This window comes from Arthrobacter sp. A5 (assembly GCF_051131705.1).
Classification (GTDB): domain Bacteria; phylum Actinomycetota; class Actinomycetes; order Actinomycetales; family Micrococcaceae; genus Arthrobacter_M.
Genome location: NZ_CP180316.1, coordinates 3,185,096 through 3,209,373 on the forward strand (window position 1 = coordinate 3,185,096; position 24,278 = coordinate 3,209,373).

Here is a 24,278-nt window from a genome sequence, read left to right on the forward strand (position 1 = left end):
CCGCGGAATCATTTCCCGCTGCCGGCCAGGTCGGCCAGATCCCCGGCGCCGTGGGCCAACAGTTCCTCGGCCAGATCGATGCCGAGCAGCGTGGCACCGACTTCGGTAAGGCCGTCGGTTGCCTTTTTCCGGCGCACGGATGCCGTGCCGTCCACGGCACAGACCACCGCGTCCAAATACAACATGCTGCCCTTCCGGAGCGCGAGGGCCCCGACCGGAGCACTGCAGCCGGCCTCAAGGCGCTCCAACAGAGCCCGTTCGGCAGTGACGGCGAGCCGGGTGTCGCGGTCGTCCAGCGCGGCCAATGCCCGCGCCAACTCTCCGGGCACACCGCTGGCGGTTCCGGTCACCGGACCAAAGCTTCCGGGGGCATCGGCCCTGCGGCACTCGACGGCCAGCGCGCCCTGCCCCGCCGCCGGGAGCATGATGTCGGGACTGAAGAACTCGCTGACCACATCAAGCCTGTCGATTCGTCCAAGCCCGGCTGCCGCCAGCACGACAGCGTCCAGGTCGCCGGATTTGCCCTCCAGAATGGGTACGTCGGCGTTACCCGGCAGCCCTGCGACGCGACCCAGTCTGGTATCGACGTTGCCGCGGATATCGACGATCTGAAGATCCGGCCGTGCGGCGCGCAGCTGGGCCGCACGGCGCGGCGAGCCTGTCCCCACCTTCGCGCCTGCGGGAAGGTCATCGAACGTCAGTCCGGCGCGCGCACACAGGGCGTCCCGGGCATCCTCACGAACGGGTATTGCCGCTAATTTGAGCCCCTCCGCGGCCCCTGTCGGGAGGTCCTTGAGCGAATGCACGGCAACGTCGCAGCGTCCGGTCAACAGCGCGTCACGGAGCGCGGTCACAAAAACTCCGGTGCCGCCCATCTGCGACAGCGGTCCGGTCAGGACGTCGCCGTCGGTCTTTACGTGCACCAGCTCGACGGCAAAACCTCCGACGGCGGCGAGCCTGTCAGCGGTCTGCTGCGTCTGGGTCAGCGCCAGCCTGCTCGCCCGGGTGCCTACTTTTACCGTGTCCACCCGGCTACCGTCCAACGGTGCTGTCCGCGCCGGCGATGCTGGGCGTTTCCCCGCGGAAGTTAGCGCAGCAGCCCGGCCGGCAGACGTCGTACCACGGTCCGAGATCCGTCATGGCCGGACGGTCCGTGATGTAGTTCGCCATGGTCCGTTCGCAGATCAGATCCGCCAGACCGGCGATGAATTTCCGGTGTGTGCCCGGTGTCGGGACGCGGTCAAAGGCCAGTCCCAGTCTTTCGCAGGTCTCTTTGGCTTCGGTGTCCAGATCCCAGACAACCTCCATGTGGTCCGTGACGAAGCCCAACGGCACTACCACCACGCCCTTGACGCCCTGCCCGGCCAGCTCGTCCAACGCATCATTGATATCCGGTTCCAGCCACGGAACGTGCGCCGCGCCGGACCGGGACTGGTAGACGAGTGACCACGGGGTGGGTGCGGCCGCACCGGTGACGGCATCAGCCCGCTTTATTACCTCGGCTCCGTTGGCCAGGTGCTGGGCCACATAAGCGGAGCCCTCGGCAAAGCGGCGTGGCTCATCCTCGGAGCGTCCGGCCGCCTCCGCATCGCGCAATGGAATGGAGTGCGTGGAAAAAAGGACGTGCACCGGCGCATCAGGGGTGCCAGCTGCGGCCAGATCGGCACGCACCTTGGCCAGTCCCGCGGCGGTACCTTCAATAAAGGGCTCCACAAAACCGGGGTGGTCAAAATACTGGCGGACCTTGTCCACGGCCAGCCTGCCGTCGAGCCCGGTGTCGGTCAGCGCGACGCCGATGTCCTCCCGGTACTGCCGGCAGCTGGAGTAACAGGAATAGGCGCTGGTGGTGATCATCAGCAGCCGGCGGTGGCCGGCGTCGTAGGCTTCCTGCAGTGTGTCCGCGATATAAGGCGCCCAGTTCCGGTTGCCCCACAACACCGGCAGGCCGATGCCCCGGGAGGCGAGCTCGGCTTCCAGATCCGTTTTCAGCACGCGGTTCTGCGCGTTGATTGGGCTGATGCCGCCATTGGCGCGGTAATGCTGGCTGACCTCTTCGAGGCGCTCATCCGGAATGCCGCGTCCGCGCGTGACGTTGCGCAGGAACGGAATCACGTCATCCTGGCCTTCCGGTCCGCCGAACGAGGCGAGCAGGACGGCGTCGTAGTTCCTCGGTGCCTTCCGGCCGGCCTCGGTGACCGGATTCACTACGGAAACGGCCCCCTTTGCCTCCTGCGTCATCGCAAAACCTCGGCAATTTGGCCGGCACTGATCCGGCGGCCGGTGTAGAACGGGATTTCTTCGCGGACATGCGTGCGGGCCTCCGTAGCGCGCAGATGGCGCATCAGATCAACCAGGTCCAGCACGTCGTCGGCTTCCAGTCCCAGGATCCATTCCCAGTCACCGAGGGCGAAGGACGAGACGGTGTTGGACAGTACTCCCGGAAAATCCCGGCCCAGCATGCCGTGGTCGCGCAGCATCTTGCCGCGCTCCTCCGGGGGGAGGATGTACCACTCGTAGGAGCGGACGAACGGGTACACACAGACCCAGTCCTTGGGCTCTGTCTTGGACATGTAGGACGGGGCATGGTTCTTGGCGAACTCAGCCTCGCGGTGCACGCCCATAGCCGACCAGGCAATCTCCGTACCGGTGAACAGATCGCTCCGGCGGATCTGCCGGACGGCCTGTTGGAGTCCGTCCGCGCTGGGACCGATCAGCCAGATCATCACGTCGGCGTCGCTGCGCATGGCGGAGACGTCGTAGGCCCCGCGCAAGGTGATGTGCTCTGTTGCCAAGCCGGCTACCAGTTCTTCAAAAGCGGCGACGCGCTGTTCGCTGCCCGCACCCGGCAGCCCAACGCGTTTGAAGACCGTCCAGAGGGTAAACGGACTCGTAACCGGCGTCGTATCGAACGTTTCCGGATCAGAAGTTTTAGTGACAGATTCCGCAGAAGTGTGGCTCATGGTTACCAGTTTGCCCCTCCGGACCCGAAAGTTGAAACCGACGACCTCTACAGCCGGTAGAAGTTGCGAAACTCACAGGCCACGAAGCCTAGTGGTGGCCGTCTTCGAAGTGCGGCTGCATCAGTCCGACAGCAGGAGCGCCACCGCGGCTCGGGCATCCATCACCACGGCGGACAGGCCATTCCCGGCCAGCCAGCCGCCGAGCAGCAGCAGCCCGGGTTGCCGCCGCGCAATGGCGCGGACCTCGGCCACCTCTTTGCGGTGCCCGACGGCGGCAAACGGCAATGAACCGGGCCACCGGACCACGTCCCAGTCCACCAGCACGCCGCGGCTGACCGTCTGACTTAGCAGGGTGGACGCGTCTGCGAGTGCTGCGGCGAGCAGCTCCTCATCGGTGGCGGGTTCCGTCCCGGCGCGGCTCGGCCCGGCAGGACTCGGCATTGCGGGTTCCGTCCCGGCGCGGCCGTAGGAGAGCCGGAGGACATGCCTACCGGGGCCGGCGAGATCGGCCAGCCATTGCCACTTTGCGGTGGCATGCGTCAGCGCCTTTGCCCGGATGCCAGAGGTCTGCGGGGCCACCAGAATGCCCGTGCCGCGGGGTTTCGTGTCCAGCTCCGGCAAATCCAGCACCAGCGTCACCAACCGCACATCCGGCCCGGCAGCCGGAGCGTGTTCGGCGAGTGCGGGAACGGCTGGCCCCAGCAAACGCACAGCCGCCGGTCCGTCGGTGGCCACCACCAGAACATCCGCCTGAGTGGTCCAGTCCCCGGCCGACACGGTCCACGCTCCTGCGGCAAACGATCTATTGGCCCCGCCCCGCGCTTTCGTAACAGATTCCGCCGGCGCATTGCGCGAAATCGCAGTCACCGGATGCCCCACATGCAGTTCCACCCCGGCCTGCCGCAAGGCCGCCGTCAGGGCGGAGACCAGCGTGAACATCCCGCCGGCAAGCCCGCCCACCGCGGATCCAGCCTTGGCGGATGCACGCTGGGCCGACACCGCGGCGGCCAGTGAACCATGCTGCAGGATCCCCTTGCGCAGCCCAGGCGCCACCACGTCCACGTCGATCAGTTCAGGATCCGCGGAATGCACGCCGCCCACCACCGGGGCCACAAGACGCTCCAGCACCTTCCGGCCCATCCTGGCCCGCACCAGCGCCGCAACGCTGCACTCTTCCGCCGTCGTCCCCACCGACGCGGGCAGCCGGGCATCCAGCGCTGCGCGCAGAGAACCGGCGAAACCGAGCGCCCGGCGGACTTCCGGCGCGTGCGGATCGGCAGGAATTCCCAGTACTCCGGTCCTGGGCAGCGGCAACGGGCCGTCCGGCAACTGCACCCAGGCGCCGGCGGGGTCGGGCGAGACGATGCTGCCGCCCAGCCCGAGGTCGGCCGCCAGGTCTGCGACCGCCGTCGAACGCGTGGCAAAAGACTCCGCGCCGCTGTCCAGCAGCAGGCCTGCCACCCCGTGCGAGCCCACGCAGCCCCCGAAGGCGTGCCCGGCTTCCAGCACGGTGACCCGATGGCCGGCCGCGGCGAGGTCACGGGCCGCCACCAGTCCGGAGATTCCGCCGCCGACGACGACCGCGCGCGGCTTCGATCGTGGACGCGGCTGCGGCCGTGACTGTGGCTCCCCTGCCGACATCACGGCTGGATCGAGTGGATCAGTTCCACGACCCGGGTAAGGACGGCCGGATCCGTCTCCGGTGGCACACCGTGCCCCAGGTTCAGCACGTGCCCGGGCGCGGCGGCACCGGCAGTGATGACCTCGCGCACGTGGGCTTCGAGCACCTCCCAGGGCGCGGACAGCAGAGCCGGATCGATGTTGCCCTGCAGCGGCACCTTTCCGCCCAGCCGGCGGTTGGCTTCATCCAGCGGCAATCGGTAGTCCACCCCGATCACGTCCACCCCGACGTCGTGCATGGCCCCGAGCAGCTCGGATGTCCCCGTACCGAAGTGGATCAGCGGCGCCCCCAGATCGCGCACATGATCCAGTGCACGTGAGGACGCGGGGGCCACGTAGCGGGTGTAATCGGCCAGCCCCAGCGAACCTGCCCAGGAGTCGAAGAGCTGGCCGGCGCTGGCCCCGGCTTCCAGCTGGGCGCGCAGGAACATCCCGGACGCGTCTGCCGCCCACCGGGTCAGTGCTTGCCAGGCAGCCGGATCCACATGCATCATGGTGCGCGGGCCCAGATGATCCCGCGAGGGTTTGCCCTCCACCATGTACGCGGCCAGCGTGAACGGCGCCCCGGCAAAGCCGACCAGCGGCGTCTTTCCGAGCTGGGCCACCGTCAGCCGGACGGCCTCGCGGATCGGCTCCAGCGCTTCGTCGGTCAGCGTGGGCAGGGCGCCCACATCCGCGGCCGTGCGGATCGGCGCATCCAGCACCGGACCCACGCCCGGGACAATGTCGACGCCGACGCCCGCCAGCTTAAGCGGGATGACGATGTCGGAGAAAAAGATGCCTGCGTCCACGTCGTGCCGCCGGACCGGCTGCACGGTGATCTCCGAGGCCAGTTCAGGGTTCAGGCAGGACTCCAGCATCGCCACGCCCTTGCGCAGCGCCCGGTATTCAGGCAGTGAACGCCCGGCCTGGCGCATGAACCACACCGGCCGCCGCGACGGCTTCCCCCCGCGGTAGGCGGTGATCAGCGGCGAATCGGCGGTGCGGCCATCCATCAGCGGATGTGTCTGGCTAAGTGTCATGGCTCTGATTCTGCCGAAGATCTGCCCAATTGGATAACCGCAGTGCCGCTGTGCTGGTTCCGGCTCCCATCCCAACTGCCGCCCCAGGCCCAGCCCCAGCCCCAGGCCCAGGCTCCGGCTCCGGCTTCGGGGAGGCAACGGCGGCCGGTCATCCGGCCGCATGGCGTCAAAACCGCGCCAGGACCGTGCGCGGGCGCCGGGCTGTATCCGTCCGAGGTAACGAAGATCACCGGTCAGAATTCAGCTATGGCTCCCCTTGCTTGTTCTATCTGGCCAAGAAGTCGGTACTATGGAGGGGTTGTGGTCCTATTCTCCCTTGTTGCGTCGCACGCCGATATTGACCTCGAGACAGTTGCCCGCCTGAGCGCCGGCGCCTCCGAGGTCCCTTTGTCCGTGCTCGATAGCCACCCCCAAATCCTCGGCGCGGTGGCGCTTGCGACCTGTAACCGGTATGAGATTTACGCCGAGACAAAGACGGACGACGACGTCGAAGCGGCACGTTCCGCGGTCATCAGCCGGATCAGCGAGACCAGCGGGCTCTCCGAACACACCGTCTCCCGTGCGTTCGAAACGCGCAGCGGACCGGCCGTGAGCCGGCACTTGTTTGCCGTCAGCGCGGGACTGGATTCCGCCGTCGTCGGTGAACGCGAAATTGCCGGCCAGGTCCGGCGCGCCCTGACCGGCGCCCAGCAGGATTCGACCGCCAGCCCCGCCCTGGTCCGGCTGTTTCAGTCCGCCTCCAAGGCCGCCAAAGATGTTGGCGCGCGGACCGCGCTGGGCAGCCGTGGGCTCTCCATCGTCTCGGTGGCACTGGATCTGGCTGCCGAACTCGGCGACGCACGGCCGGCCATGTCCGCCGCACGCCTTACCGCTGATGGCGGGACCCCTGCCGCTGACGGAGGGACCCATGCCGCCGGCGACTGGGTCAGCCGGGAGGGTACCGGCGGGGACTTCTCCGGCTCACGGGCCGTCATTTTCGGCACCGGAGCCTACGCCGGCGCCACCATGGCCAGGCTCACCGAACGCGGTTGCCGGGACATCTCGGTCTTCTCCTCCTCCGGCCGGGCAGCGGCTTTCGTCGCAACGCGCGGCGGGACCGCGCTGACAGCCGAGAGTCTCCAGGGCGCCGTCGCCGCCGCGGACATCCTGATCGGCTGCAGTGGATCGGACCATCGCGTCGACGCGGCAGAAATTGCCCGCCTGCGCCGCCGTTTGGCGCGCCCGCTGGTCATTGTTGATCTGGCGCTGACCCACGACTTCGATCCGGCCGTGGCGGAACTGGACGGCGTCGAACTGCTGACGCTCGAATCCGTCCGGCTGGCCGCACCGACGGAGCAGACGGAATCGATGGCGCACGCCAGCAGCATCGTTGCCGAGGCCGCCCGCAGCTTCGAAGATCAGCAGAGCGTCCGCTCCATGGACAGCGCCATCGTGGCACTGCGCCGACACACCATGGGCGTGCTGGATACCGAGATCGCCCGCGTACGTGCCCAGCACGGCTGCACCGCCGCGGCAGAGGAAGTGGAATTCGCGATGCGCCGGATGGTCAAGTCGCTGCTGCATATCCCGACGGTCCGGGCCCGCGAATTGGCGGCCGCCGGCGAGCAGGACAGCTACCTGGCCGGCCTCGAGGCTCTTTTTGGCATCACGGTGGATCAGCCGGCTGCCGTTTCTCCGCTCGAATGCCCGGTTGACCGCTCGGCCGACACGGCCTGAACTCCGTCCGGTGCCCGGCCCCGCTGTACCGGCCCACGCCTCCCCGCCGAGAACGCAGTTGCCCCGCGAAAACGCAGTTGCCCAGCACCGTTCTCGCGGTCCGGCCCCGTCCCCGCGGTCCGGCCACAGTTTCGCAGCCCAATCCGGCGCCGTTCTCACGGCCCCGGCCGGCCTTTTCGCAGCCCAATCAGGCGCCGTTCTCATGGCCCCGGCCTCGGCCCCGCTTACGCGGAGCGGATTGTCGCGGCTCGGCCCCGTTGTCGGGGAGCGGTGCCCCTCTCAGCCCGCTATCAGCACTGCGGTGACCGCGGCCCACGCGCATGCCGCGATCACCGTGCCCATCAGCAGCAGCCACACGACGGACGGAATCCCCGTCCGCCGGTACAAAAGGTACGCGTCCGAGGAAGCCAGCCGGTTCCGCCGCGTCAGGTGCACCGCGATGACGTTGAACCAGGCCAGCACGGCTCCCAGCAGCAGCGCCGCGCCGAGCACCAGCAGCACATGGCCCTGGACACGCCCGTCCGCCAGGTACAGCAGCGCCACGGATACCGCGGCGCAGACCAGCACGGCCAGGGCGCCGAACCAGTTGCGGACAAAGAGCAGGGACAGCAGCATGACAACGGCGCCCGCTAGGAGTGCCGCGCTCTGCCAGCCGGTCAACGCGGCGAGCACCAGCGCTGCGCCAACCGCGGCCGGCGCGGGATAGCCCCAGAAGCCGGACCAGACCGCCGGCCACCGTCCCCGCGCGAGGGTATGCGTCGTTCCGGACTGGTCGGACCGGATCCGAATGCCGGTCAGCCGCTGCCCGGTCAGCAGCGCGGCAAAGGCGTGGCCGAGTTCGTGGACCACCGTGACATAAATGCCGAAGTGCCGCCACACAATACCGGGGACCGCCAGTACCACGGCGGCGGCCAGAATCATTATCAGCACGGGGCCGGCGGGATCCAGCGGCGCTCCTCGGGTGATCGCACCGACCAGCGTGTCCGTCCAGCCGTCCGCGGAGAGCAGCGACACCTAAGCGAACACGTTAATGCCGGTGAGCTCCGCGGAAAGATCCCAGAGCCTGGCCGCGGCATCCGGGTCCACTGCGTGCGCATCGACGCCGGCCAGCCGGGACGTGGGCGAATCCGGGTCGGTCGGCTCGGCGATATCACAGTCCTCGCAGTAGACTCCACCCATCTCCGCCAGCACGGGCGCCGTGGCGGCCCAGATGGAAGTCGCGGCGCCCTGCTCCGGTGATTTAAACCGCGGATCGACTTTGCCCTGCGCATCCAACCAACCGGCGGCAATCATCTCTTCACGGGGCAAGTGGCGCTGCAGTTCGGTCATGATGCCGCCCGGATGTGCGGCGAAGGCCCGCACCCCCGCGCCGCGTCCGCGCCGGTCCAGCCAGACGGCAAAGAGACTGTCCGCCGTCTTGGCCTGTCCATACGCCTGCCATTTGTCATAGCCGGTGTTGAACTGCGGATCGTCGAACCGGATACCGGAGAGCTTGTGCCCGGTGGAGGACAACGCGACGACACGCGCACCGCCGCCGGCGGTCAGGGCCGGCCACAGCAGATTGGTCAAGGTGTAATGGCCCAAAGGGTTGGTGGCGAACTGCGACTCCCAGCCCGAAACCACGCGTTTTTCCGCGCTGTCCATGATGGCCGCGTTGTTGATCAGGATGTCCAGGCTGCGCCCGGAATCCAGAAAGCGGGCGCTGAAGTCTTTTACGCTGTGCTGATCCGCCAGATCCAGGGCATCAACGGCCACCCGGTCCGGATAAAGGCCGGCGGAGCCGAGGACCTCCTGAGCATGATCCGGCCGGCGGGCCGGAACCACCACCCATGCACCCGCCGCGGCCAGCGCCTTCGTGGTTTCCAGCCCCAGTCCTGAATAACCGCCCGTCACCATCGCGGTGGTTCCCTCCAGGTCAAGGCCTTGAAGCACCTCCTCCGCGGTGGAGCGTGCCCCGAAGCCGGAGTTGATCTTATGCTGCAATGTCATTTGTTCTGCCGAGGTGACATGTTCTGCGGAGGTGTCCATAAGCTCTTCCTGTTCTGGGCATCGTCGAATATGGGTGCGTATTCTGGGGCAATCGGCTCTCCCTAGCTGCAAAATGAGCACCTCAGGTCGATCGGCAGCCTGGTAACGGGTCAGTCAAGAGTCAGTTAGGGGTCAGTGACCGGTCAGTAGACGGGTTTGTCCGGTTCCACGTCCCGCACCCAGGCGAGTATGCCGCCATCCAAATGGACGACGTCGTCGTAACCGGCCGCCTGCAGGCTCGCCAGCGCCTGGGCCGAGCGGGCGCCGGACTTACAGTGCAGCACCAGCGGCACGTCGCGCGCGATCCGTGGCAGCGCGCTGCCGGTCTGGATCCCGGCCAGCGGGATCAGCACGGATCCGGGGATGCGCACGATGCCGAATTCTCCCGGCTCGCGGACATCGATGAGCTCAAAACCGTCTTCTCCGCGATCCCGGGCGGCAAGCCGTGCCGCGAGACCGCGGGCCGAAATGGTGTCCGTTGTGTCTGTCCCGGCCGCGGCCGCCGGTACACCGCAGAAGTCCGCATAGTCCACGAGGCCGGCCACGGGCACCGCGTCCGGGTCCTTGGAAATGCTGATTTCCCGCCAGCTGGAGCCCAGGGCGTCAAAAATCAAAAGGCGGCCGAGCAGGGAACGGCCTACGCCGGTGATCAGCTTCACGGCTTCGATCACCATCATGGAGCCGACGGCGGCGCAGAGCATCCCGAACACCCCGCCCTCGGCGCAGGAGGGGACGGATCCTGCGGCCGGCGGCTCCGGGTACAGGTCACGGTAGCTGGGGCCGAACTTCTCCCAAAAGACGCTGACCTGTCCATCGAAGCGCAGGATGGAGCCCCAAACATAGGGTTTGCCCTGCAGCGCAGCGGCGTCGTTAACCAGATAGCGGGTGGCGAAGTTGTCCGCGCCGTCCAGAATCAGATCGTAATCGGCAAACATTTCCAGCGCGTTGGATGAATCCAGCCGGAGCGGATGCAGCCGCACGTTCACCAGCGGATTCAACGCCGCAATGGAATCCCTGGCGGATTCGAGTTTGCTTCGGCCCACATCGGCGACCGAGTGGATCACCTGCCGCTGCAGATTGCTCAGGTCCACGTCGTCGTCGTCCACGATCCCGATGGTCCCCACGCCGGCGGCGGCCAGATACAGCAGTGCCGGCGAGCCCAGACCGCCGGCCCCGATCACCAGAACACGGGCATTCTTCAGCCGACGCTGCCCCTCGGTGCCGATCTCGGGGATGATCAGGTGTCTCGAATACCGCTCAATTTCCGTCCGGCTCAGTTCCGGACCGGGCTCCACCAGGGCTGGGAGGGCCGGGGAATCGGAACTGCGCTGCGCGGTGCTTGCCCGCAATGTTGGTACCATAAACATTAATCTATGCCCTTGGCGTGAGCGCAGTCATATTACCGGCCGGTAGAGTGGATCGATACGCTCCGGTGGGGCGCGAACCGGAAAGGCGCCACGGCATGACCCAGGATCCTCATGGCCCGCAACGGGCCGGCGGTCGCCCGCGGCTGGCCCGGCTCCCCCGCGATGAACGGCGCGCCCAGCTGTTGGCCGCCGCCCAGGAAGTCTTCGTCGCCAACGGCTACCACGGCACCGCGATGGATGAAATCGCCGACACCGCCCGCGTCAGCAAGCCGGTGCTGTACCAGCACTTTCCCAGCAAACGTGAACTCTATCTGGCTCTGCTCGACGCCCATTTGGCCGAGCTGACGAGTCGGCTGATCGCCGCTTTGGGCTCGACGACGGACAATAAGTTCCGCGTTCAGGCGACGATGCGCGCCTACTTCGAGTTCATTGCCAAGGATGATCAGGCGTACCGGTTCGTCTTTGAATCGGATCTGGTGAACGATCCCGAGGTCGCCGCCCGGCTCGAGACCTTTAATGCCGCCTATGCCGATGCCATTGCCGGCGTCATCTCCGAGGACACCAAGCTCCCCCATATCGAGGCCACCCTGCTGGGCCGTGCCCTGGCGGGAATGGCCCAGGTCAGTGCCCGCTACTGGTTGGAAACCGACGGGCATCTGGACCTCGATGTGGCCAGTGAACTGATTTACCGTTTGGCCTGGCGCGGAATCAGCCGCTTCCCCAAAGAGCCTTAGACTAAACTCAGGGACGGGCCGTGGGCCCGGATCCGCAATATGCCCGGTAATAAAAGGAGACACCACGGTGGAAATCAAGATCGGTATTCAGAACGTCGGACGCGAAATTGTGCTGGAGTCCGCCCAGAATGCGGATGAGGTCGCCACCCTCGTGTCCGAGGCCATCTCGAAGGGCGCCGAGCTTCGCCTGACCGATGATAAGGGCCGGGTCGTCATTGTCCCCGCCAACGTTTTAGGCTACGTCGAGGTTGGTGCCGAAGAATCGCGCCGGGTCGGCTTCGGCGCTCTCTAGACCAGACTGCCAGGAACAGGGAGGTACCGCCATGGTTGATCTTGTGGTCATCGCCTTGCTGTCCGCGGCCGCCGGCGCCATCGTGTGGGGAACGGACCGAAAACATCGCCACACGTATGGTGAACTGCTCCCCGCGGGCATTGCTGTGGCCGCTGCCCTGCTGACCTGGATCATCACGGTAGCAGCCGGGCTCGGCTATCAGCCGGGACTGACCTGGATCCCGTGGATTGCCTCGCTGCTGGTCGGCGTCGTTCTATCCACCACGGCAACGCAACTGCTGGGACGCCGTCGGACGGCGTTCGAGAGGGCCCATATGACCGTCATCCTGCGCCAATACTGAACTAGCGTCGCTGCTGTTCGGGCACTGAACCCGGCCATTTGTACCGGACCGGCTGGACCGTCGGGGTGGGTCCACCCTCAGGGCTCCGGACGCTTCAATTGGCGGGTGACGTTTCCCAGGCATTGCTCTCGAATCGCAGGATCCGGTTGAGGCCTGGGTATCGGGTTTCAGTGGTGGTGAGGTGGTCGCAGCCCTGGATACCGGCGGTTCTCTACGCCTCGAGCCGAACGAAGAAAGGATAACCCCGGCGCGCCAGCGGCAAACCGGAAACCCCGTACCTGGGGAGCCAAAACAAGCGAGAGCAGCGGCATAATCACTTACATAAATTAGCCGTTGACACAATCGCTTACATGGATAGCCCTAGCATGCCCAGAAGCGACAGCACGATGACCGTCACGGAAGCCATGGAACGTCTGGGCATTAGCCGCGTATCAGTTCACCAGCTTGTAAAGACCGGCAGCCTGGTCAGAACCGACAGCATCGGACGCAACACCATGATCGATGCAGGCTCCGTCGAACGCCTGGCAACCTCCCGCACCAGCCCCGGCAGAGCCTGGACGGAGCGAACCACGTGGGCGGCCCTGGCCCTTCTCTCCGGACAGGAGGCCCCATGGATCAACGGCGAAGCAGAGGAATCTGCACGCTCTTACGGGATGGCGCCAGATCCGGCCGGCAACGCCGTCATCCGTGGGTACCATACCCTCACCGTCGACCTGATGGACTCCCTAGCTGTGCGCGAACGCTCAGCCGGTGCCCGCATCCTCGGAGAGTTGCTCCATGACTTCAGCTGAGCGCACAGCAGACTTCTCCGACGGCGACCGCCCCGTACGGGATCTGCTCATGCCACCGGGCGGCTGGGGCACCCTATGACCGCAGTGCCTGCAGCGCACCGAATACTGCCGTGCTATCCGTTGCTCTCACTGATGCTCTGGCCCTGATTGGGGCCATGAAGGGCAGCGACCGGTCACGGATTATTACCCTTGCAGGCGCGCTAAAAGACCCCCCGGCACCGATCCTGGCTCATTCTCGACGAGGGCGAAAGGTCAGCCGGGCAGGATGCTCTGCGCATCCTCTCGACCAACCTCAGGAGTTCACACGCAAACCCAGCCGGCTGCGGTCCCCGGACAAGCTCTAGCACCTGGCTTCTCCGCCGACCTGCGTCGTTCTTCCATACGAGCCGTTTGTTCCTTACCCTGCGACGAGGGCCACTTGCCGGGCGCAAATCCGTCCTCACAGATCCGGGCCGCGCCCTTCCTCGGTGCACATGCACAGCCTGTTCTGCTGGGCATCCGTGACAATTACCCACTGGGGTGCATGGCTGTGGTCCAGCCCGGCCCCGGTACCTTCGACAGCGCTGAGTACAGCGGGAGATTCCGTGGCGCAGACGTGCACATCCACATGCATTCGGCTGGAGTTGGGGGTTTCCGTTTTCTGGAACCACACGTTCGGGCCGCGACCATAGGGGTCCACCAGATCGCCGTAGGGTCCGTCCTTGTAACCCAGCGCCAGCCGCCAGGTCTCGGCCACGGCGCTCGGGTCGGCCGTGTCGATGCCCAGCTCCACCGTCCGGTTCAGCTCCGGTTTCGCGGCGGCTGAAACCTCTTCGGCGGCGGCTGAGATTTCCTTGGCAAGTGCCGCGTCCCGGCTGGTCACCTCGCTGCCGGCATCATGGGATGTCAGCCTGAGGAACAACAGATTATAGCGCCAGTCAACGTCCGGATGATGGCCGGCCGCCTCCGCCAGGTCGCCGATGCGGGCCAGCAGATCCAGCGCCGCGCGGGCGGACGACAGCTTGAACACGGACTGCAGACCCCCCAACCGGTAGCTCCAGTGCGGCAATACCTCCAGCGCGTCATGGAGCTGCTGCCGGTTCAGAACGTCGGTGGCTGCCATCGCGGGCTCCCTCGTTGTCCGTGTGCTGCCGATCAGATGATGGGCAGCTAGAGGTCCGGTCGACCCTCCATCGCTGAGGAGGCCAGCGCGTGTTCACGCCGTGGAATCCGCCCGGCCTGTGCGGCCAGCCTACCGCCGATCACGGCATGTTTAAAGGCTTCCGCCATCCTGACCGGGTCTTGGGCACGCGTGACGGCAGTCGCCAGCAGGACGGCGTCGCAGCCCAGTTCCATCGCGAGTGCCGCGTCGGAGGCGGTGCCAATACCGGCATCAAGCACCACCGGAACGGAGGCCCGCGCGACGATCAGTTCAATGTTGTGCGGATTCAAAATGCCTAGCCCGGTGCCGATCGGCGCGCCGAGCGGCATCACGGCCGCCGCGCCCAGGTTTTCCAGCCTCAGCGCCAGCACCGGGTCGTCATTGGTATAGGCGAAGACCTTGAACCCGCGGCCCACCAGTTGTTCCGTGGCGTCAACGAGTTCGACGGCGTCCGGCAACAACGTGCGCTCGTCGGCGATGACTTCCAGCTTCACCCAATCCGTTTCCAGCGCCTCGCGGGCCAGCTCCGCCGTCATCACGGCTTCGCGTGCGGTAAAGCATCCCGCGGTATTGGGCAGCACCCGGATGTGGTGTTCCAGCAGCAGGGCAAAGAGCGAGGTGCCGGCAGGGGCTGACAGATTGTGCCGCCGCATGGCCACGGTGGTCAGCTCCGTTCCGGAGGCCAGCAGCGCTGCTCCCAGCCCGTCCAAACTGGGCGCTCCACCGGTTCCCATGATCAGACGCGAGGCCAGCGCAACGCCGTCGATCATCAGGCAATCCGCACCCGGAGAATCGGCGAGCGCCGCGCGGGCAGCGGTCGGGTCCAACGTCGTCTTAACTGCCTGCTCGTTCATTGCTTCAACCTTCGTCTTTCCATGGTTATTTCCGCATCCGCCACTGCATGAGCCGCGGAATCCGCCCCATCCACCGCCCCGTCAGCCTGTCGGTCAGCCCGAAGGCCACCTGCCGGTGGGTCGCTAGCCACCCTGAACCGCGGTCACGATTTCCACGTCGTCGTTATCCGCCAGCTCGGTGGCGTTCCACCGGCTGCGGGGGACAATGGCGGCATTGACGGCCACGGCCACGCCGAGCCGAGCGCCATCGGATGCCTGGCCGAACGCGTCGATGGCGCGCCCGGTGACCCCGGAAACCAGGGCGGCCACGTGCTGGCCGGTTTCCACCTGCTGGTTTTGTCCGTTGAGCCTGATGCTGATCATTGGTAATCCCCCTCATGATTGTGAACAGCTGACGGTGCTGCCGTTGCTGGGACTGCTGACGGTGTTGACGGTGTTGACGGTGCGGCAGGTCCGGCCGCATCGGGACCGGCCGAACCGGGGTCGACCGAATAGGCGCCGGCCGAATAGGCGACCACCGAAAACCGGTCCGGGCGGAACGGCGTCCACTCTAGAGCCGTGATGCCGTTCATCAGCTGCCGGCAGATCTGCGCGGCGATCGGGGTCAACAGCACCCCGTGCCGGAAGAAGCCGGTGGCGATGATGAGTCCCTCCACGTCGCCGTGTCGTCCAGCCACCCGGCCGAGCAGCGGTGCGTTGTCCGGCGTCCCGGGCCGGGCGCGCGCGGTTGTCTCCAGGAGTTCCAGCTCTGCAACTGCCGGCACCAGGGTCTGGGCGTCGCGCAGCAGCGCATAGACCCCGCCGGCGGACACGCCCGCCGCGGTGCTTCCCGAGGTGCTTTCCGCAGTCCCACCTCGGCTCCGCGAGCTTCCCGCGGTCCCAACTTCGCCCCCCGCGGCCCCTGCCGAACCTCCGACGACTCCCTCCTCGCGCTGGGTCGCACCGATGACCACCGTCCCGTCGTTGCGCGGCACGATGTACACCGGAACCCCGCGCACCAGTCCGCGGACGGTGGAGGTGAGCAGCGGCCGGAGATGTTCCGGAACACCGAGCCGAAGAATGTCTCCATACACCGGGCGCAGCGGCAGCCGAAGTCCGGCCGGCAGACCGGTCAGGGCGGGGGCCCCCAGCCCGTTGGCCACCACCACCTCGCCGGCACGGACCGTGCGCCCGTCCTCCAGCAGCACCCCCGTGACGCGGGAATCGGGATCGGCGGGATCGCGGTGCACCAGACCGGCGGCCTTCCGCCGGATCGAGGTCTGTTCCTCCATCAGCCGCCCGGACGCGGCCGCGACCACATTCAGCTGCACCCGGATCGCCGTTGCCAACCCCCGGGGATCCACCTGATGATCGTGCGCCACTCGAAAGGCGCAGGAGAGCTGGGGACCCAGCAGGGGTTCTTCAGCGCGGGCCTCGCGGATGGTCAGCGGATCCACCGCCAGCCCAAGCGAGAGCTGGACCTGCCGCAGGTCGGCGAGCGCCCTGCGGTCTGCCGCGTCGGCACCCAGCACCAGCGTCGCCGTGGTCCGGAAACCGGTGTCCGCATGACCAGCCGCAGCCAGCGGCGCCACGAACTCCGGCCACAGCGCGGCGGAGGCCAGTGTCAGCCCCAGCAACTGCTCCTCCTGGTAATGCAGCTCGCTGACAGGAGCCAGCATTCCGGCTGCGGCGAACGTTGCGCCGGCGGCGGGGCTGGGATCGATGACCGTCACAGAGCGTCCGGTACGCTGCACCTCCCAGGCGATGCCCAGGCCCACGATACCGCCGCCGACTACGACGACGTCGGCTTCAAGGGCCAATTCATTGCTCGCTGGCACGTGTTCTCCTTCCCTACGCCGGTATGAGCCGGATCAGGTTCCGTCCGCCGGGCCGTTGGCCCAGCGGAACAATTCGGTCGGCACGTGACGAAACGCCCGGTGCCCTCTCAGCCGGCTTTTCCGGCTCCCGCGGTACTGAACTAGTCTATGAGATATGACGCCCATTCCTGCCATAACCGCTTCCGCGCCGGATTCCGCCGCTCCCTCCGCCCAGCCTTCTGTTGCCGACGCGAGGCTGTATCTGTGCACCGATGCGCGCAAGGACCGTGGGGATTTTGCGGATTTCCTGCGCGCGGCCTACGCCGGAGGAGTGGATATCATCCAGCTCCGGGACAAGACGCTGCAGGCCGCCGAGGAGCTGGAACAGCTGGCGGTGCTGCGCGCCGTCGCCCGGGAACACGGCAAACTCTGGGCCGTCAATGACCGGGCGGACGTCGCCACGCTTTCCGGCGCCCCGGTCTTTCACATCGGCCAGCAGGATCTGCCGGTCGCCGCGGCCAGATCGCTGCTGGGCGCCGGCGTCGCGGTGGGACGTTCCAGCCACACGCCGGAACAGGCGGCCGCCGCTGCGGGCGACAGTGCGGGCTGGTCGGATGTGGCGTCCGACGACGGCGCGGGCCGGTCGGGCTTAGCGTCCGACGACGGCGCGGGCCGGGCCGGCGGGACAGTTGGCGGTTTCAGAGACGACGCCGTGGACTACTTTTGCGTCGGCCCGGTCTGGGCCACCCCGACCAAGCCCGGCCGTACCGCCGTCGGCCTGGAAATGGTGAAGTACGCCGCCTCGCTCCGCACGCGGACCCCGTGGTTCGCCATCGGCGGCATCGACCTCGGCAACGTGGACCAGGTCGTTGCCGCGGGAGCCAGCCGCATCGTTGTCGTGCGGGCTGTCACCGAGGCAACGGATCCGACGGCGGCCGCGCAGGCCCTGCGCGCGGCGCTCGGCTGAAGCTGACAACCACCCACTGCCCGCAGCACTCACACTCGGCTCCCGAACGGAAGACCACCCTGCCCCGCTCACCCCTCGAAATCAACAGCTGCGGATAGGTAGGCAGGGGGCCCACGTCCCCTCTCCGGCGCGCGGGCGGCCGGTCTGGCGTCTCAGGCTGTGATCAGGCGGGCGATGACGCCCGGAAGTTGGTCGAAGCCGGCCCGGGCGTCGGTGGTGAGTACGGTGCGACCGGTGGCCAGAGCGGTGGCGGCAATGATCAGGTCGTGCGCGCCGCGCGGGGCTCCGGAGCGGTGGACGTGGGCGAGCAGTTCGCTGTGTCGTACGGCGACGCGGCGCGTGTAGTTCTCGATCGGGAGTGCCTGTAGGGCGCGATCGAGGAACTCTCGGCGGGCGGTGCGCTGCGCGTCGGTCGCGGACAAGCGCACGCCGGTGAGGTATTCGGCAATGACGATCGCCGGGACCGTGGCGTCGGCGTCGTCGCCGGCGGCTGCAGCCAGGTCGAGCCGGCCGCGTTCGGCCGCGATCAGGACACTGGTGTCGAGGATCAGGCGCTCGGCCACGGGTCCTCGTCGGGCGTGACCGCGGCGCGGGCGGCCTGCATGTCGTTTTCGAATGTCGGGTCGGGCGTCGGTGTCCAGTCGGCTAATGCCGCCCGCAGCGAGCCCCAGGTGGCCGCGCTGGTCGCGGTGATCGTCGCGACCCGGCGCCCCGCCCGGGTGATCACGATCGTCTCGCCGTGCTCGGCCTCGTCGAGGACGGCTGAGAACGCCCGTGATACCTCGGATGCGCTCATCACCTTCATGCGATTCAGACTATCTGAATCAAGCTAATCGAAGCAAGGGATTTGCCTGAGAGTTCTGCGACGGTTACACCTTGGCGACGGCCGCGCTGACCGGGGTCGGATTCGTGAATAGGTCCAGAACGGGGCAGCGCTCATCCACCGTGCGGCGCAGTTCCTCGTAGCGTTCCTGCGTTTCCGGGCCCTTGATGTTGACCTTCAATCGGATGGCTTCGAAGCCGGGGCGGACGGCGGGGTCGATGCCAAACAGGCCGCGGACATCCAGATCCCCTTCGGCTTCGATGCTGATGTCCTCGATCACGATGCCGAGCTGGTCGGCGTACAGACGGTAGACCACCACCTGGCAGGACACGAGCGCGCCGAGGGCGTATTCGACCGGGCTGGCGGCAATGTCATCACCGGCGAGTCCCGCCGGCTCATCGACAGTGAACTGATGCTTGCCGGCGCTGATGCGGGTGGCAACGGAGCCGACGCCGACCCCGTCCGCCCGGTACGTCAGCTTGGCGTTGGCCGTATCCGCGCTAATGCGACGGGTCCAAAATCCGCCTGCCTCGGCAAGCCTGGCGGAACGGTCCGCGGCTGGATCCTGAGCGCCGGCTTCCCCTGCGGAGGTGAGAACTGTGGTTTCGGTCATGGGAGGTTCCTTCGGGTCGAAGGCGCGTGCCGGGCACGACGCCATACTTACGCGGCCCGGTCCTGCGCCCGGCGGCGTCGAATCGTCACCTGGGGCACCCCACTATAGCGATGAGGGTTGCCGCCCGACCGGCCAGGGCCTGTGGTCGGGACTCTTGATTCTGCTGTTCATTATGGACGATCGGCCCTCCCCGCTTCAAGGTTCCCTGGGGTTCAAGTCATGTGGCGCAACAATGGCTCGTAAGCCAGCGAACCTGCCGCTCGTCAAGCGTACTGGCGTGCCGTTCACAGTCTCCTTACAGACACTGCAGACATGCTTACGGGCAGGCTCACCAGCTGGTGCGAGCCGGATATTTGTTCGTGCTGATGGTCTCGAGCCCGTTCAGGAAATCAAACGCACTGTGGCCGGCGCGGCTAAGAACTTCACCGCCCGGTCTGGGTTGGGCGTGGCCCGACCTAGGCCGACACACCTCAGGAAAGACGACGTGGAACCGCTCCTCAATCTCAATATCGTCCAAGGCCCCTTGCTCTTTGCCTTCTACGCGGCAAGTCTGTTGGCGGTTCTGTATCTGTTGGTTCGGTCCGTGGTGCTGCCCCCCGCACTGCGGCCCTCCAAGGGCGGGCCCGTTCAGCGGTCGCGGCCCAAGCTCCCGCGTCCTACGGCCTGGCTGATCAGTGTGACCGTGGCCGTAGTCGGCGGTGCGGTGATAGGAGCAGTTACTCTTTACGTTTGCGAGAAGGTGCTGGACGTTTTCGGCATACCTCTGGATCCGGACACGAGGGTCTGGGTTGTCGCGGCGTTTGCCGGGGTGGCCCTCGCGCTCGTGAATTTGTGGCGGTCACGCTGGTGGCGGAAGACTGTCGCCGTCGTCGCCGTCGCGCTCTTCATCACCACGGCGACCCTGGGAATTAACGCCGGGTACGGATTGAACTCAACATTGGGTTCCCTGCTGAATCTCAATCCGGTCCATCATTTGGCCCTGCCCAAACTTAATCCGGCCCTGCAGCAGTCAAGCGCCGCCGCATTGTGGCAGAACTGGACAGCGCCGGCGGGGATGCCGACCGTGGGACGAACAGGGACTGTCGCGATTCCAGCCGTTGCCTCGGGCTTTCCTGCCCGTGATGCCTACCTTTACCTGCCTCCGGCAGCATTGGTGGACAACCCGCCGCCGTTGCCGGTCCTCGTTATGATGATGGGCCAACCGGGCGGTCCGGAACAGAGCCAACTTGCCGTGCAGGAACTTGACGCCATGGCCAAACAACATCAGGGACTCGGGCCCATCGTACTCACCGTTGACCAGCTGGGCAGCCCTTACCAGAACCCGCTTTGCGTCGACTCGCCCAAGGGCAACGTCGGCACCTACGTTACAGTCGACGTCGTAAACTACATCCACAAAAACCTGAACATGGCCACGGACCGGGCTCGTTGGGCCGTTGGTGGCTATTCCAATGGGGGTGAATGCGCGCTCTCGTTTGGCGCGAAAAGACCCGACCTCTTTGGCTCAATTCTGGATATATCCGGTGAGCTGGAACCCCGCGACGGCTCCATCGCGAACACCGTGAGCAAGGTATTTGCTGGGAATCAGGCCGCTTTTGACGCCGAAAAGCCGGCCAATATCCTCAAAGCACACAAATACAAGGACGAATTGGCGATCTTTACCAGCGGCTCCCTTGACCGGACCTACACGCCGCAGGCGGTGAAAGCTCAGGCCGATGCGAAAGCGGCCGGGATGAGTACCCTCCGATTCACCGGGACCGGCGTCGGCCACCGCGGAGATGCCGTCCAGTACGGAGTGAAGGCAGGACTGCCGCTGTTGTATAAACGATTCGGACTTTCCGCCCCGTAGACCTCAGCTCTGGCGCGGGCCTCAGCCCGAGCACCGGAGAGGAGGACTGGCCAGGACGGAAAAGGTTCCTCCGCCAACACGGCACGGATTGTCCCGGCAACGGCCTTTTTTACCGCGGTTACAAACCTTTTTGCGTGCCTTCAGGCGTACGCGTACACCATCACTTTTTAGGTTGTGGACGTCATGTCGCCCATTGGCCACCGGACCTATCCTCAAACTTACGATCCGCCTGCTGCCGGCATTTCTCCACGCAAGCACATCCTGAAGTCAATTGACGGCTCGCTCAAGCGGCTGCAGATCGACTATGTGGACCTCTACCAGCCCCACCGCTCAAGGAGAGTCCTACGTCCAAAAATGCGCTGCTATTCGCAGGCGGTTCCGTCGCCGTCCCGGTCGAGTGCTGAGCGGTAGCCGGGCTGGCCGCGGTAGAGCGGGGCTGCGCCGGCCTCTCTCGCAGCGGTGCAGTTTTGGTAGTAGGGTGCGGGAGCGGGCGGGACCGGCGCGGGAGCAGGCAGGACCGGAGCGGGCTCAACGGGTGCCGGCGCCACCGGCGGTGGCGCGGCCGGTGCCAGGGCCACCGGCGGTGGCGCGGGCTGATTGGTGGGAACGAGCTGATTGGGGCAGTCCGCAAGGATATCCGTCATGGCGTCATGCTCGGCCTGCGTTACCCACAAACTGTAAGTTGCCTTGACGGAGATCTGACGGGCCACGTACTCACAGCGAAAGCTGGTGTCCGGCGGCAGCCAGGTGGCCGCGTCACCGTCACCCTTCTGCTGGTTGGTCGGCCCGTCGGTGGCCTGCAGGTTCAGTGGGTCATTGGCGAAGGCAGTCCGCTGTTCCGTGCTTAGCTGCTGGGCTCCCTTCTGCCAAGCATCGCTCAGCGCCACCACGTGGTCGATCTGGACGGCGGAGCTGGTGTCCTGTCCGCGCACGAAGCCGATCGTGGTTCCGGTGTAGGGATCCGCCAGGGTTCCAGTCTGGATCTTGCAGGGAACGCTGTTCGTGTAGGTGGTGTTGGTCAGATCGCGCTGGAGGATGTCATTGCGGGTGTCGCAGCCGTTGGCGTCCACATCTACCCAGGCCGTCCCAAACAGGGCGCGGTCGTAGCCGGTCTTGGGTGCACGCCCCTTGACGGGAAGGCCGGCGAGCAGCTCGAATGCCCCGCTCGCATAGGCCGGCTGGGAATTGGGTGCGTGGTACAGGCCCGGCAGGAAGTAGCCGGAGATGTCGGCGATGAGCCCGGCGCTGCCGGAGGAGCGGTTGAACAGGCTGACCCTGCCGTCGGCCCCGACAGGCACGGTGACAAGGTTGGGCACGGTCTGCCCAACGCCGTAATTCACGTTCGACGCGTTCGGGCGGCCGGTACCGGAGGCGTAGGCGGTGACGAAACCGAAGGACTTCGCTTCGGTGACGGTCAGGTTGAACACCACCGCGGAGACATCCGCCGGGATCCCGCCGACCCCACCGACCTGGAACGACACCGCCGCATCAGCCCCGGCCGGAGAACCGGTACGGGTATCCAGAACCCGCAACGGTGCCATGGGCTGGAAGGCGCCGGGTGCCGTGGGGATGCCGGCGAGGAAGTAGCCGGAGATGTCGGCGATGAGCCCGGCGCTGCCGGAGGAGCGGTTGAACAGGCTGACCCTGCCGTCGGCCCCGACAGGCACGGTGACAAGGTTGGGCACGGTCTGCCCAACGCCGTAATTCACGTTCGACGCGTTCGGGCGGCCGGTACCGGAGGCGTAGGCGGTGACGAAACCGAAGGACTTCGCTTCGGTGACGGTCAGGTTGAACACCACCGCGGAGACATCCGCCGGGATCCCGCCGACCCCACCGACCTGGAACGACACCGCCGCATCAGCCCCGGCCGGAGAACCGGTACGGGTATCCAGAACCCGCAACGGTGCCATGGGCTGGAAGGCGCCGGGTGCCGTGGGGATGCCGGCGAGGAAGTAGCCGGAGATGTCGGCGATGAGCCCGGCGCTGCCGGAGGAGCGGTTGAACAGGCTGACCCTGCCGTCGGCCCCGACAGGCACGGTGACAAGGTTGGGCACGGTCTGCCCAACGCCGTAATTCACGTTCGACGCGTTCGGGCGGCCGGTACCGGAGGCGTAGGCGGTGACGAAACCGAAGGACTTCGCTTCGGTGACGGTCAGGTTGAACACCACCGCGGAGACATCCGCCGGGATCCCGCCGACCCCGCCGACCTGGAATGACACCGCCGCATCAGCCCCGGCCGGGGAACCGGTACGGGTATCCAGAACCCGCAACGGTGCCATGGCCACAAATGCCCCCGGTGCAGGTGCGGTCCGGAAGGTGGCGGTCCATCCGACGTTGGCCCCGGGGTTGATGCCGTAACCGGTTTGCGCCCGGGCGGTGACAGTTACGGTGCCGGCGCCGGGGTAAGTCCCGGCGACAATGACCTCGCCGTCGACGATGTAGTCGAGCCCCGCTACGGCGGGAACAGTATAGGTGTCGTTGACGGTGCCGTCCGCGTCCGTGAAAACCACCGGTGCCGGAGAGAGCCCGAGCGGGATGTCCACCGTGCCTTCGGAAGTACCCGGGACCGAAGCAACTGCCACCAAGGGAGGACCGGAAGAATTGGCGGCGACCGCCGGAGAAGCCATCCCTGCCACGAAAGCTAAGGCCAGCATGGAAACCACGGTGACCAAACGGCGTGACGGCATAGCGCTGTTCATAAAAACTTCCCCCAATATTGAGACTGGCACGACCCTACAGTACATTTCGGTATGTCCCGTCCGGGACATACCGAAACACAACGTAAGCCTTGTCCCGCAGACAGATAGCCGTGCCTTTCAAAACCTGCCGGCAGTGTATGGTGCTGCGCACCCGGCCCGCAGCCGCCGGGACCGTAATCCGCATCTCCGGGACCGCGATGGTAGCGATCGGTGCGTTCCTGCTGGCGGAGCAGCTCGTGCATTAGCGGCAAAGAGCCCACGACAGCTCCGGCGCCGAAGAAACCGGGCATCCCAGCGTTCCTGTGCGACCACGTTTCAGCGCGACCAGCACTGGTAACCTCGCATAACATTCCGCGCGAACAACAACGTCAGACCCTGCTGATAGCGTCATGATTGACCACAGACAATCCGCGGGGAGAACACCATGACAACGGCAACCACGGCTTTTCCGAGGCGGCATGGGAGGGTCTTGCCCTCGACCAGCTGGCCGAGCCGCTGGGCTGGCAGCCCAAGTCCTCGGAAACACGCGGAAAATGACGCCCCCTGCAAACAACAGCATTCAAGGCCGGAGATTTTCTTGGTCGTGGGTTCGATTCCCGCCCGGGCACA

At 66.4% G+C, this 24,278-nt stretch carries 24 protein-coding genes, 2 pseudogenes and 1 riboswitch; of the genes and pseudogenes, 10 read left to right on the plus strand and 16 right to left on the minus strand.

Annotation, left to right across the window (positions count from 1 at the left end; genetic code table 11):
- Nucleotides 1-8 precede the first annotated feature (8 nt).
- From hemC to hemE, 5 genes are all read right to left on the minus strand, one after another.
- Nucleotides 9-1,028 carry a hydroxymethylbilane synthase gene (gene hemC / locus ACLLJI_RS14950; RefSeq protein ID WP_434613744.1) on the minus strand — a complete coding sequence of 340 codons (1,020 nt, stop codon included), beginning with the start codon at nucleotides 1,026-1,028 and terminating at the stop codon, nucleotides 9-11.
- A 4-nt stretch (nucleotides 1,029-1,032) separates the two neighbouring features.
- Nucleotides 1,033-2,238, minus strand: coding sequence for a ferrochelatase (locus ACLLJI_RS14955; RefSeq protein WP_434613747.1), 1,206 nt, complete (start codon nucleotides 2,236-2,238; stop codon nucleotides 1,033-1,035).
- A complete protein-coding gene (gene hemQ / locus ACLLJI_RS14960) occupies nucleotides 2,235-2,960 on the minus strand; it encodes a hydrogen peroxide-dependent heme synthase (RefSeq protein WP_434613750.1) in 726 nt (241 codons plus the stop codon). Before hemQ ends, ACLLJI_RS14955 begins: the two co-directional genes overlap by 4 nt.
- 120 nt (nucleotides 2,961-3,080) lie before the next feature.
- Entirely contained in the window at nucleotides 3,081-4,601 is a 1,521-nt protein-coding gene (gene hemG, locus ACLLJI_RS14965) for a protoporphyrinogen oxidase (protein ID WP_434613753.1), read from the minus strand.
- Nucleotides 4,601-5,662, minus strand: a complete 1,062-nt coding sequence (hemE, locus tag ACLLJI_RS14970; RefSeq protein ID WP_434613756.1) for a uroporphyrinogen decarboxylase — start codon at nucleotides 5,660-5,662, stop codon at nucleotides 4,601-4,603. Before hemE ends, hemG begins: the two co-directional genes overlap by 1 nt.
- Before the next feature lie 246 nt (nucleotides 5,663-5,908).
- Between hemE and ACLLJI_RS14975 the strand changes: the two are divergent.
- Together ACLLJI_RS14975 and ACLLJI_RS14980 are read left to right on the plus strand one after the other, a co-directional pair.
- A pseudogene (locus ACLLJI_RS14975) lies at nucleotides 5,909-6,373 on the plus strand (glutamyl-tRNA reductase); the annotation flags it as partial.
- A gap of 237 nt (nucleotides 6,374-6,610) precedes the next feature.
- Nucleotides 6,611-7,378 (plus strand): annotated as a pseudogene (locus tag ACLLJI_RS14980) (glutamyl-tRNA reductase); the annotation flags it as partial.
- 279 nt (nucleotides 7,379-7,657) lie between these two features.
- Here the strand turns inward: ACLLJI_RS14980 and ACLLJI_RS14985 are convergent.
- From ACLLJI_RS14985 to moeB, 3 genes are all read right to left on the minus strand, one after another.
- Nucleotides 7,658-8,392 carry a M50 family metallopeptidase gene (locus ACLLJI_RS14985; protein ID WP_434613759.1) on the minus strand — a complete coding sequence of 245 codons (735 nt, stop codon included), beginning with the start codon at nucleotides 8,390-8,392 and terminating at the stop codon, nucleotides 7,658-7,660.
- Nucleotides 8,393-9,406 (minus strand): SDR family NAD(P)-dependent oxidoreductase, encoded by a 1,014-nt coding sequence (locus ACLLJI_RS14990; RefSeq protein ID WP_434613762.1) that lies wholly within the window; start codon nucleotides 9,404-9,406, stop codon nucleotides 8,393-8,395.
- Nucleotides 9,407-9,549: 143 nt separating this feature from the next.
- A complete protein-coding gene (moeB, locus tag ACLLJI_RS14995) occupies nucleotides 9,550-10,767 on the minus strand; it encodes a molybdopterin-synthase adenylyltransferase MoeB (protein WP_283559524.1) in 1,218 nt (405 codons plus the stop codon).
- A 101-nt stretch (nucleotides 10,768-10,868) separates the two neighbouring features.
- Here moeB and ACLLJI_RS15000 point away from each other — a divergent pair, with 101 nt between their 5' ends.
- The 4 genes from ACLLJI_RS15000 to ACLLJI_RS15015 all read left to right on the plus strand — a co-directional run bounded on the left by ACLLJI_RS15000 (nucleotide 10,869) and on the right by ACLLJI_RS15015 (nucleotide 12,930).
- The gene (locus tag ACLLJI_RS15000) at nucleotides 10,869-11,507 is read left to right on the plus strand and encodes a TetR/AcrR family transcriptional regulator (protein ID WP_434613765.1); all 639 of its coding nucleotides are present in this window, start codon (nucleotides 10,869-10,871) and stop codon (nucleotides 11,505-11,507) included.
- Nucleotides 11,508-11,574: 67 nt separating this feature from the next.
- Nucleotides 11,575-11,799 (plus strand): DUF3107 domain-containing protein, encoded by a 225-nt coding sequence (locus ACLLJI_RS15005; RefSeq protein WP_434613767.1) that lies wholly within the window; start codon nucleotides 11,575-11,577, stop codon nucleotides 11,797-11,799.
- 31 nt (nucleotides 11,800-11,830) lie between these two features.
- Nucleotides 11,831-12,139: a hypothetical protein gene (locus ACLLJI_RS15010; protein ID WP_434613770.1), complete on the plus strand. Its 309-nt coding sequence runs from the start codon at nucleotides 11,831-11,833 to the stop codon at nucleotides 12,137-12,139.
- Nucleotides 12,140-12,525: 386 nt separating this feature from the next.
- Nucleotides 12,526-12,930: a helix-turn-helix domain-containing protein gene (locus ACLLJI_RS15015; RefSeq protein WP_434613773.1), complete on the plus strand. Its 405-nt coding sequence runs from the start codon at nucleotides 12,526-12,528 to the stop codon at nucleotides 12,928-12,930.
- Between the two features lie 439 nt (nucleotides 12,931-13,369).
- Here the strand turns inward: ACLLJI_RS15015 and ACLLJI_RS15020 are convergent, their stop codons facing one another.
- The 4 genes from ACLLJI_RS15020 to ACLLJI_RS15035 all read right to left on the minus strand — a co-directional run bounded on the left by ACLLJI_RS15020 (nucleotide 13,370) and on the right by ACLLJI_RS15035 (nucleotide 16,742).
- On the minus strand, nucleotides 13,370-14,032 hold the full coding sequence (locus tag ACLLJI_RS15020; RefSeq protein ID WP_434613776.1) for a 4a-hydroxytetrahydrobiopterin dehydratase: 663 nt from the start codon (nucleotides 14,030-14,032) through the stop codon (nucleotides 13,370-13,372).
- Between the two features lie 47 nt (nucleotides 14,033-14,079).
- Nucleotides 14,080-14,841 (minus strand): thiazole synthase, encoded by a 762-nt coding sequence (locus ACLLJI_RS15025; protein ID WP_434621566.1) that lies wholly within the window; start codon nucleotides 14,839-14,841, stop codon nucleotides 14,080-14,082.
- A gap of 207 nt (nucleotides 14,842-15,048) precedes the next feature.
- Complete coding sequence (gene thiS / locus ACLLJI_RS15030; RefSeq protein WP_283559526.1) at nucleotides 15,049-15,285, minus strand: sulfur carrier protein ThiS; 237 nt, start codon at nucleotides 15,283-15,285, stop codon at nucleotides 15,049-15,051.
- Nucleotides 15,285-16,742, minus strand: coding sequence for an FAD-dependent oxidoreductase (locus tag ACLLJI_RS15035; protein WP_434613779.1), 1,458 nt, complete (start codon nucleotides 16,740-16,742; stop codon nucleotides 15,285-15,287). Before ACLLJI_RS15035 ends, thiS begins: the two co-directional genes overlap by 1 nt.
- Nucleotides 16,743-16,896: 154 nt before the next feature.
- On the opposite strand from ACLLJI_RS15035, the gene ACLLJI_RS15040 reads away from it, so the two are divergent.
- On the plus strand, nucleotides 16,897-17,688 hold the full coding sequence (locus ACLLJI_RS15040) for a thiamine phosphate synthase (protein WP_434613782.1): 792 nt from the start codon (nucleotides 16,897-16,899) through the stop codon (nucleotides 17,686-17,688).
- A gap of 152 nt (nucleotides 17,689-17,840) precedes the next feature.
- Here ACLLJI_RS15040 and ACLLJI_RS15045 read toward each other — a convergent pair whose 3' ends face one another.
- The 3 genes from ACLLJI_RS15045 to ACLLJI_RS15055 form a co-directional block, all read right to left on the minus strand.
- Nucleotides 17,841-18,251 carry a PIN domain-containing protein gene (locus ACLLJI_RS15045; RefSeq protein WP_434613785.1) on the minus strand — a complete coding sequence of 137 codons (411 nt, stop codon included), beginning with the start codon at nucleotides 18,249-18,251 and terminating at the stop codon, nucleotides 17,841-17,843.
- Nucleotides 18,236-18,493: a type II toxin-antitoxin system Phd/YefM family antitoxin gene (locus tag ACLLJI_RS15050; RefSeq protein ID WP_434613793.1), complete on the minus strand. Its 258-nt coding sequence runs from the start codon at nucleotides 18,491-18,493 to the stop codon at nucleotides 18,236-18,238. Before ACLLJI_RS15050 ends, ACLLJI_RS15045 begins: the two co-directional genes overlap by 16 nt.
- A 64-nt stretch (nucleotides 18,494-18,557) precedes the next feature.
- Nucleotides 18,558-19,124: an OsmC family protein gene (locus ACLLJI_RS15055; RefSeq protein WP_434613796.1), complete on the minus strand. Its 567-nt coding sequence runs from the start codon at nucleotides 19,122-19,124 to the stop codon at nucleotides 18,558-18,560.
- A gap of 38 nt (nucleotides 19,125-19,162) precedes the next feature.
- A riboswitch (SAM riboswitch) is annotated at nucleotides 19,163-19,284 on the minus strand.
- Between the two features lie 324 nt (nucleotides 19,285-19,608).
- Between ACLLJI_RS15055 and ACLLJI_RS15060 the strand changes: the two genes are divergently transcribed.
- Nucleotides 19,609-20,970 carry an alpha/beta hydrolase gene (locus tag ACLLJI_RS15060; protein ID WP_434613799.1) on the plus strand — a complete coding sequence of 454 codons (1,362 nt, stop codon included), beginning with the start codon at nucleotides 19,609-19,611 and terminating at the stop codon, nucleotides 20,968-20,970.
- Nucleotides 20,971-21,332: 362 nt separating this feature from the next.
- Here ACLLJI_RS15060 and ACLLJI_RS15065 read toward each other — a convergent pair whose 3' ends face one another.
- Nucleotides 21,333-23,669, minus strand: a complete 2,337-nt coding sequence (locus ACLLJI_RS15065) for a GmrSD restriction endonuclease domain-containing protein (protein WP_434613802.1) — start codon at nucleotides 23,667-23,669, stop codon at nucleotides 21,333-21,335.
- Between the two features lie 110 nt (nucleotides 23,670-23,779).
- Between ACLLJI_RS15065 and ACLLJI_RS15070 the strand changes: the two genes are divergently transcribed.
- Nucleotides 23,780-23,914: a hypothetical protein gene (locus ACLLJI_RS15070; protein WP_434613805.1), complete on the plus strand. Its 135-nt coding sequence runs from the start codon at nucleotides 23,780-23,782 to the stop codon at nucleotides 23,912-23,914.
- A gap of 148 nt (nucleotides 23,915-24,062) precedes the next feature.
- The gene (locus ACLLJI_RS15075; protein WP_434613808.1) at nucleotides 24,063-24,206 is read left to right on the plus strand and encodes a hypothetical protein; all 144 of its coding nucleotides are present in this window, start codon (nucleotides 24,063-24,065) and stop codon (nucleotides 24,204-24,206) included.
- Nucleotides 24,207-24,278: the final 72 nt, after the last annotated feature.

What these genes read in the sequence shown, in the direction of transcription:
- ACLLJI_RS15040 (WP_434613782.1), top strand. Translation starts at nt 16,897, where the DNA reads ATGACGCCCATTCCTGCCATAACCGCTTCCGCGCCGGATTCCGCCGCT.
- ACLLJI_RS14955 (WP_434613747.1), bottom strand. Translation starts at nt 2,238, where the DNA reads ATGACGCAGGAGGCAAAGGGGGCCGTTTCCGTAGTGAATCCGGTCACC.
- hemQ (WP_434613750.1), bottom strand. Translation starts at nt 2,960, where the DNA reads ATGAGCCACACTTCTGCGGAATCTGTCACTAAAACTTCTGATCCGGAA.
- ACLLJI_RS15010 (WP_434613770.1), top strand. Translation starts at nt 11,831, where the DNA reads ATGGTTGATCTTGTGGTCATCGCCTTGCTGTCCGCGGCCGCCGGCGCC.
- ACLLJI_RS15055 (WP_434613796.1), bottom strand. Translation starts at nt 19,124, where the DNA reads ATGACCGAAACCACAGTTCTCACCTCCGCAGGGGAAGCCGGCGCTCAG.
- moeB (WP_283559524.1), bottom strand. Translation starts at nt 10,767, where the DNA reads ATGGTACCAACATTGCGGGCAAGCACCGCGCAGCGCAGTTCCGATTCC.
- ACLLJI_RS15025 (WP_434621566.1), bottom strand. Translation starts at nt 14,841, where the DNA reads ATGATCGACGGCGTTGCGCTGGCCTCGCGTCTGATCATGGGAACCGGT.
- ACLLJI_RS15000 (WP_434613765.1), top strand. Translation starts at nt 10,869, where the DNA reads ATGACCCAGGATCCTCATGGCCCGCAACGGGCCGGCGGTCGCCCGCGG.
- ACLLJI_RS15050 (WP_434613793.1), bottom strand. Translation starts at nt 18,493, where the DNA reads ATGAAGGTGATGAGCGCATCCGAGGTATCACGGGCGTTCTCAGCCGTC.
- ACLLJI_RS15065 (WP_434613802.1), bottom strand. Translation starts at nt 23,669, where the DNA reads ATGAACAGCGCTATGCCGTCACGCCGTTTGGTCACCGTGGTTTCCATG.
- hemG (WP_434613753.1), bottom strand. Translation starts at nt 4,601, where the DNA reads ATGTCGGCAGGGGAGCCACAGTCACGGCCGCAGCCGCGTCCACGATCG.
- ACLLJI_RS14990 (WP_434613762.1), bottom strand. Translation starts at nt 9,406, where the DNA reads ATGGACACCTCCGCAGAACATGTCACCTCGGCAGAACAAATGACATTG.
- ACLLJI_RS15015 (WP_434613773.1), top strand. Translation starts at nt 12,526, where the DNA reads ATGACCGTCACGGAAGCCATGGAACGTCTGGGCATTAGCCGCGTATCA.
- ACLLJI_RS15020 (WP_434613776.1), bottom strand. Translation starts at nt 14,032, where the DNA reads ATGGCAGCCACCGACGTTCTGAACCGGCAGCAGCTCCATGACGCGCTG.
- hemE (WP_434613756.1), bottom strand. Translation starts at nt 5,662, where the DNA reads ATGACACTTAGCCAGACACATCCGCTGATGGATGGCCGCACCGCCGAT.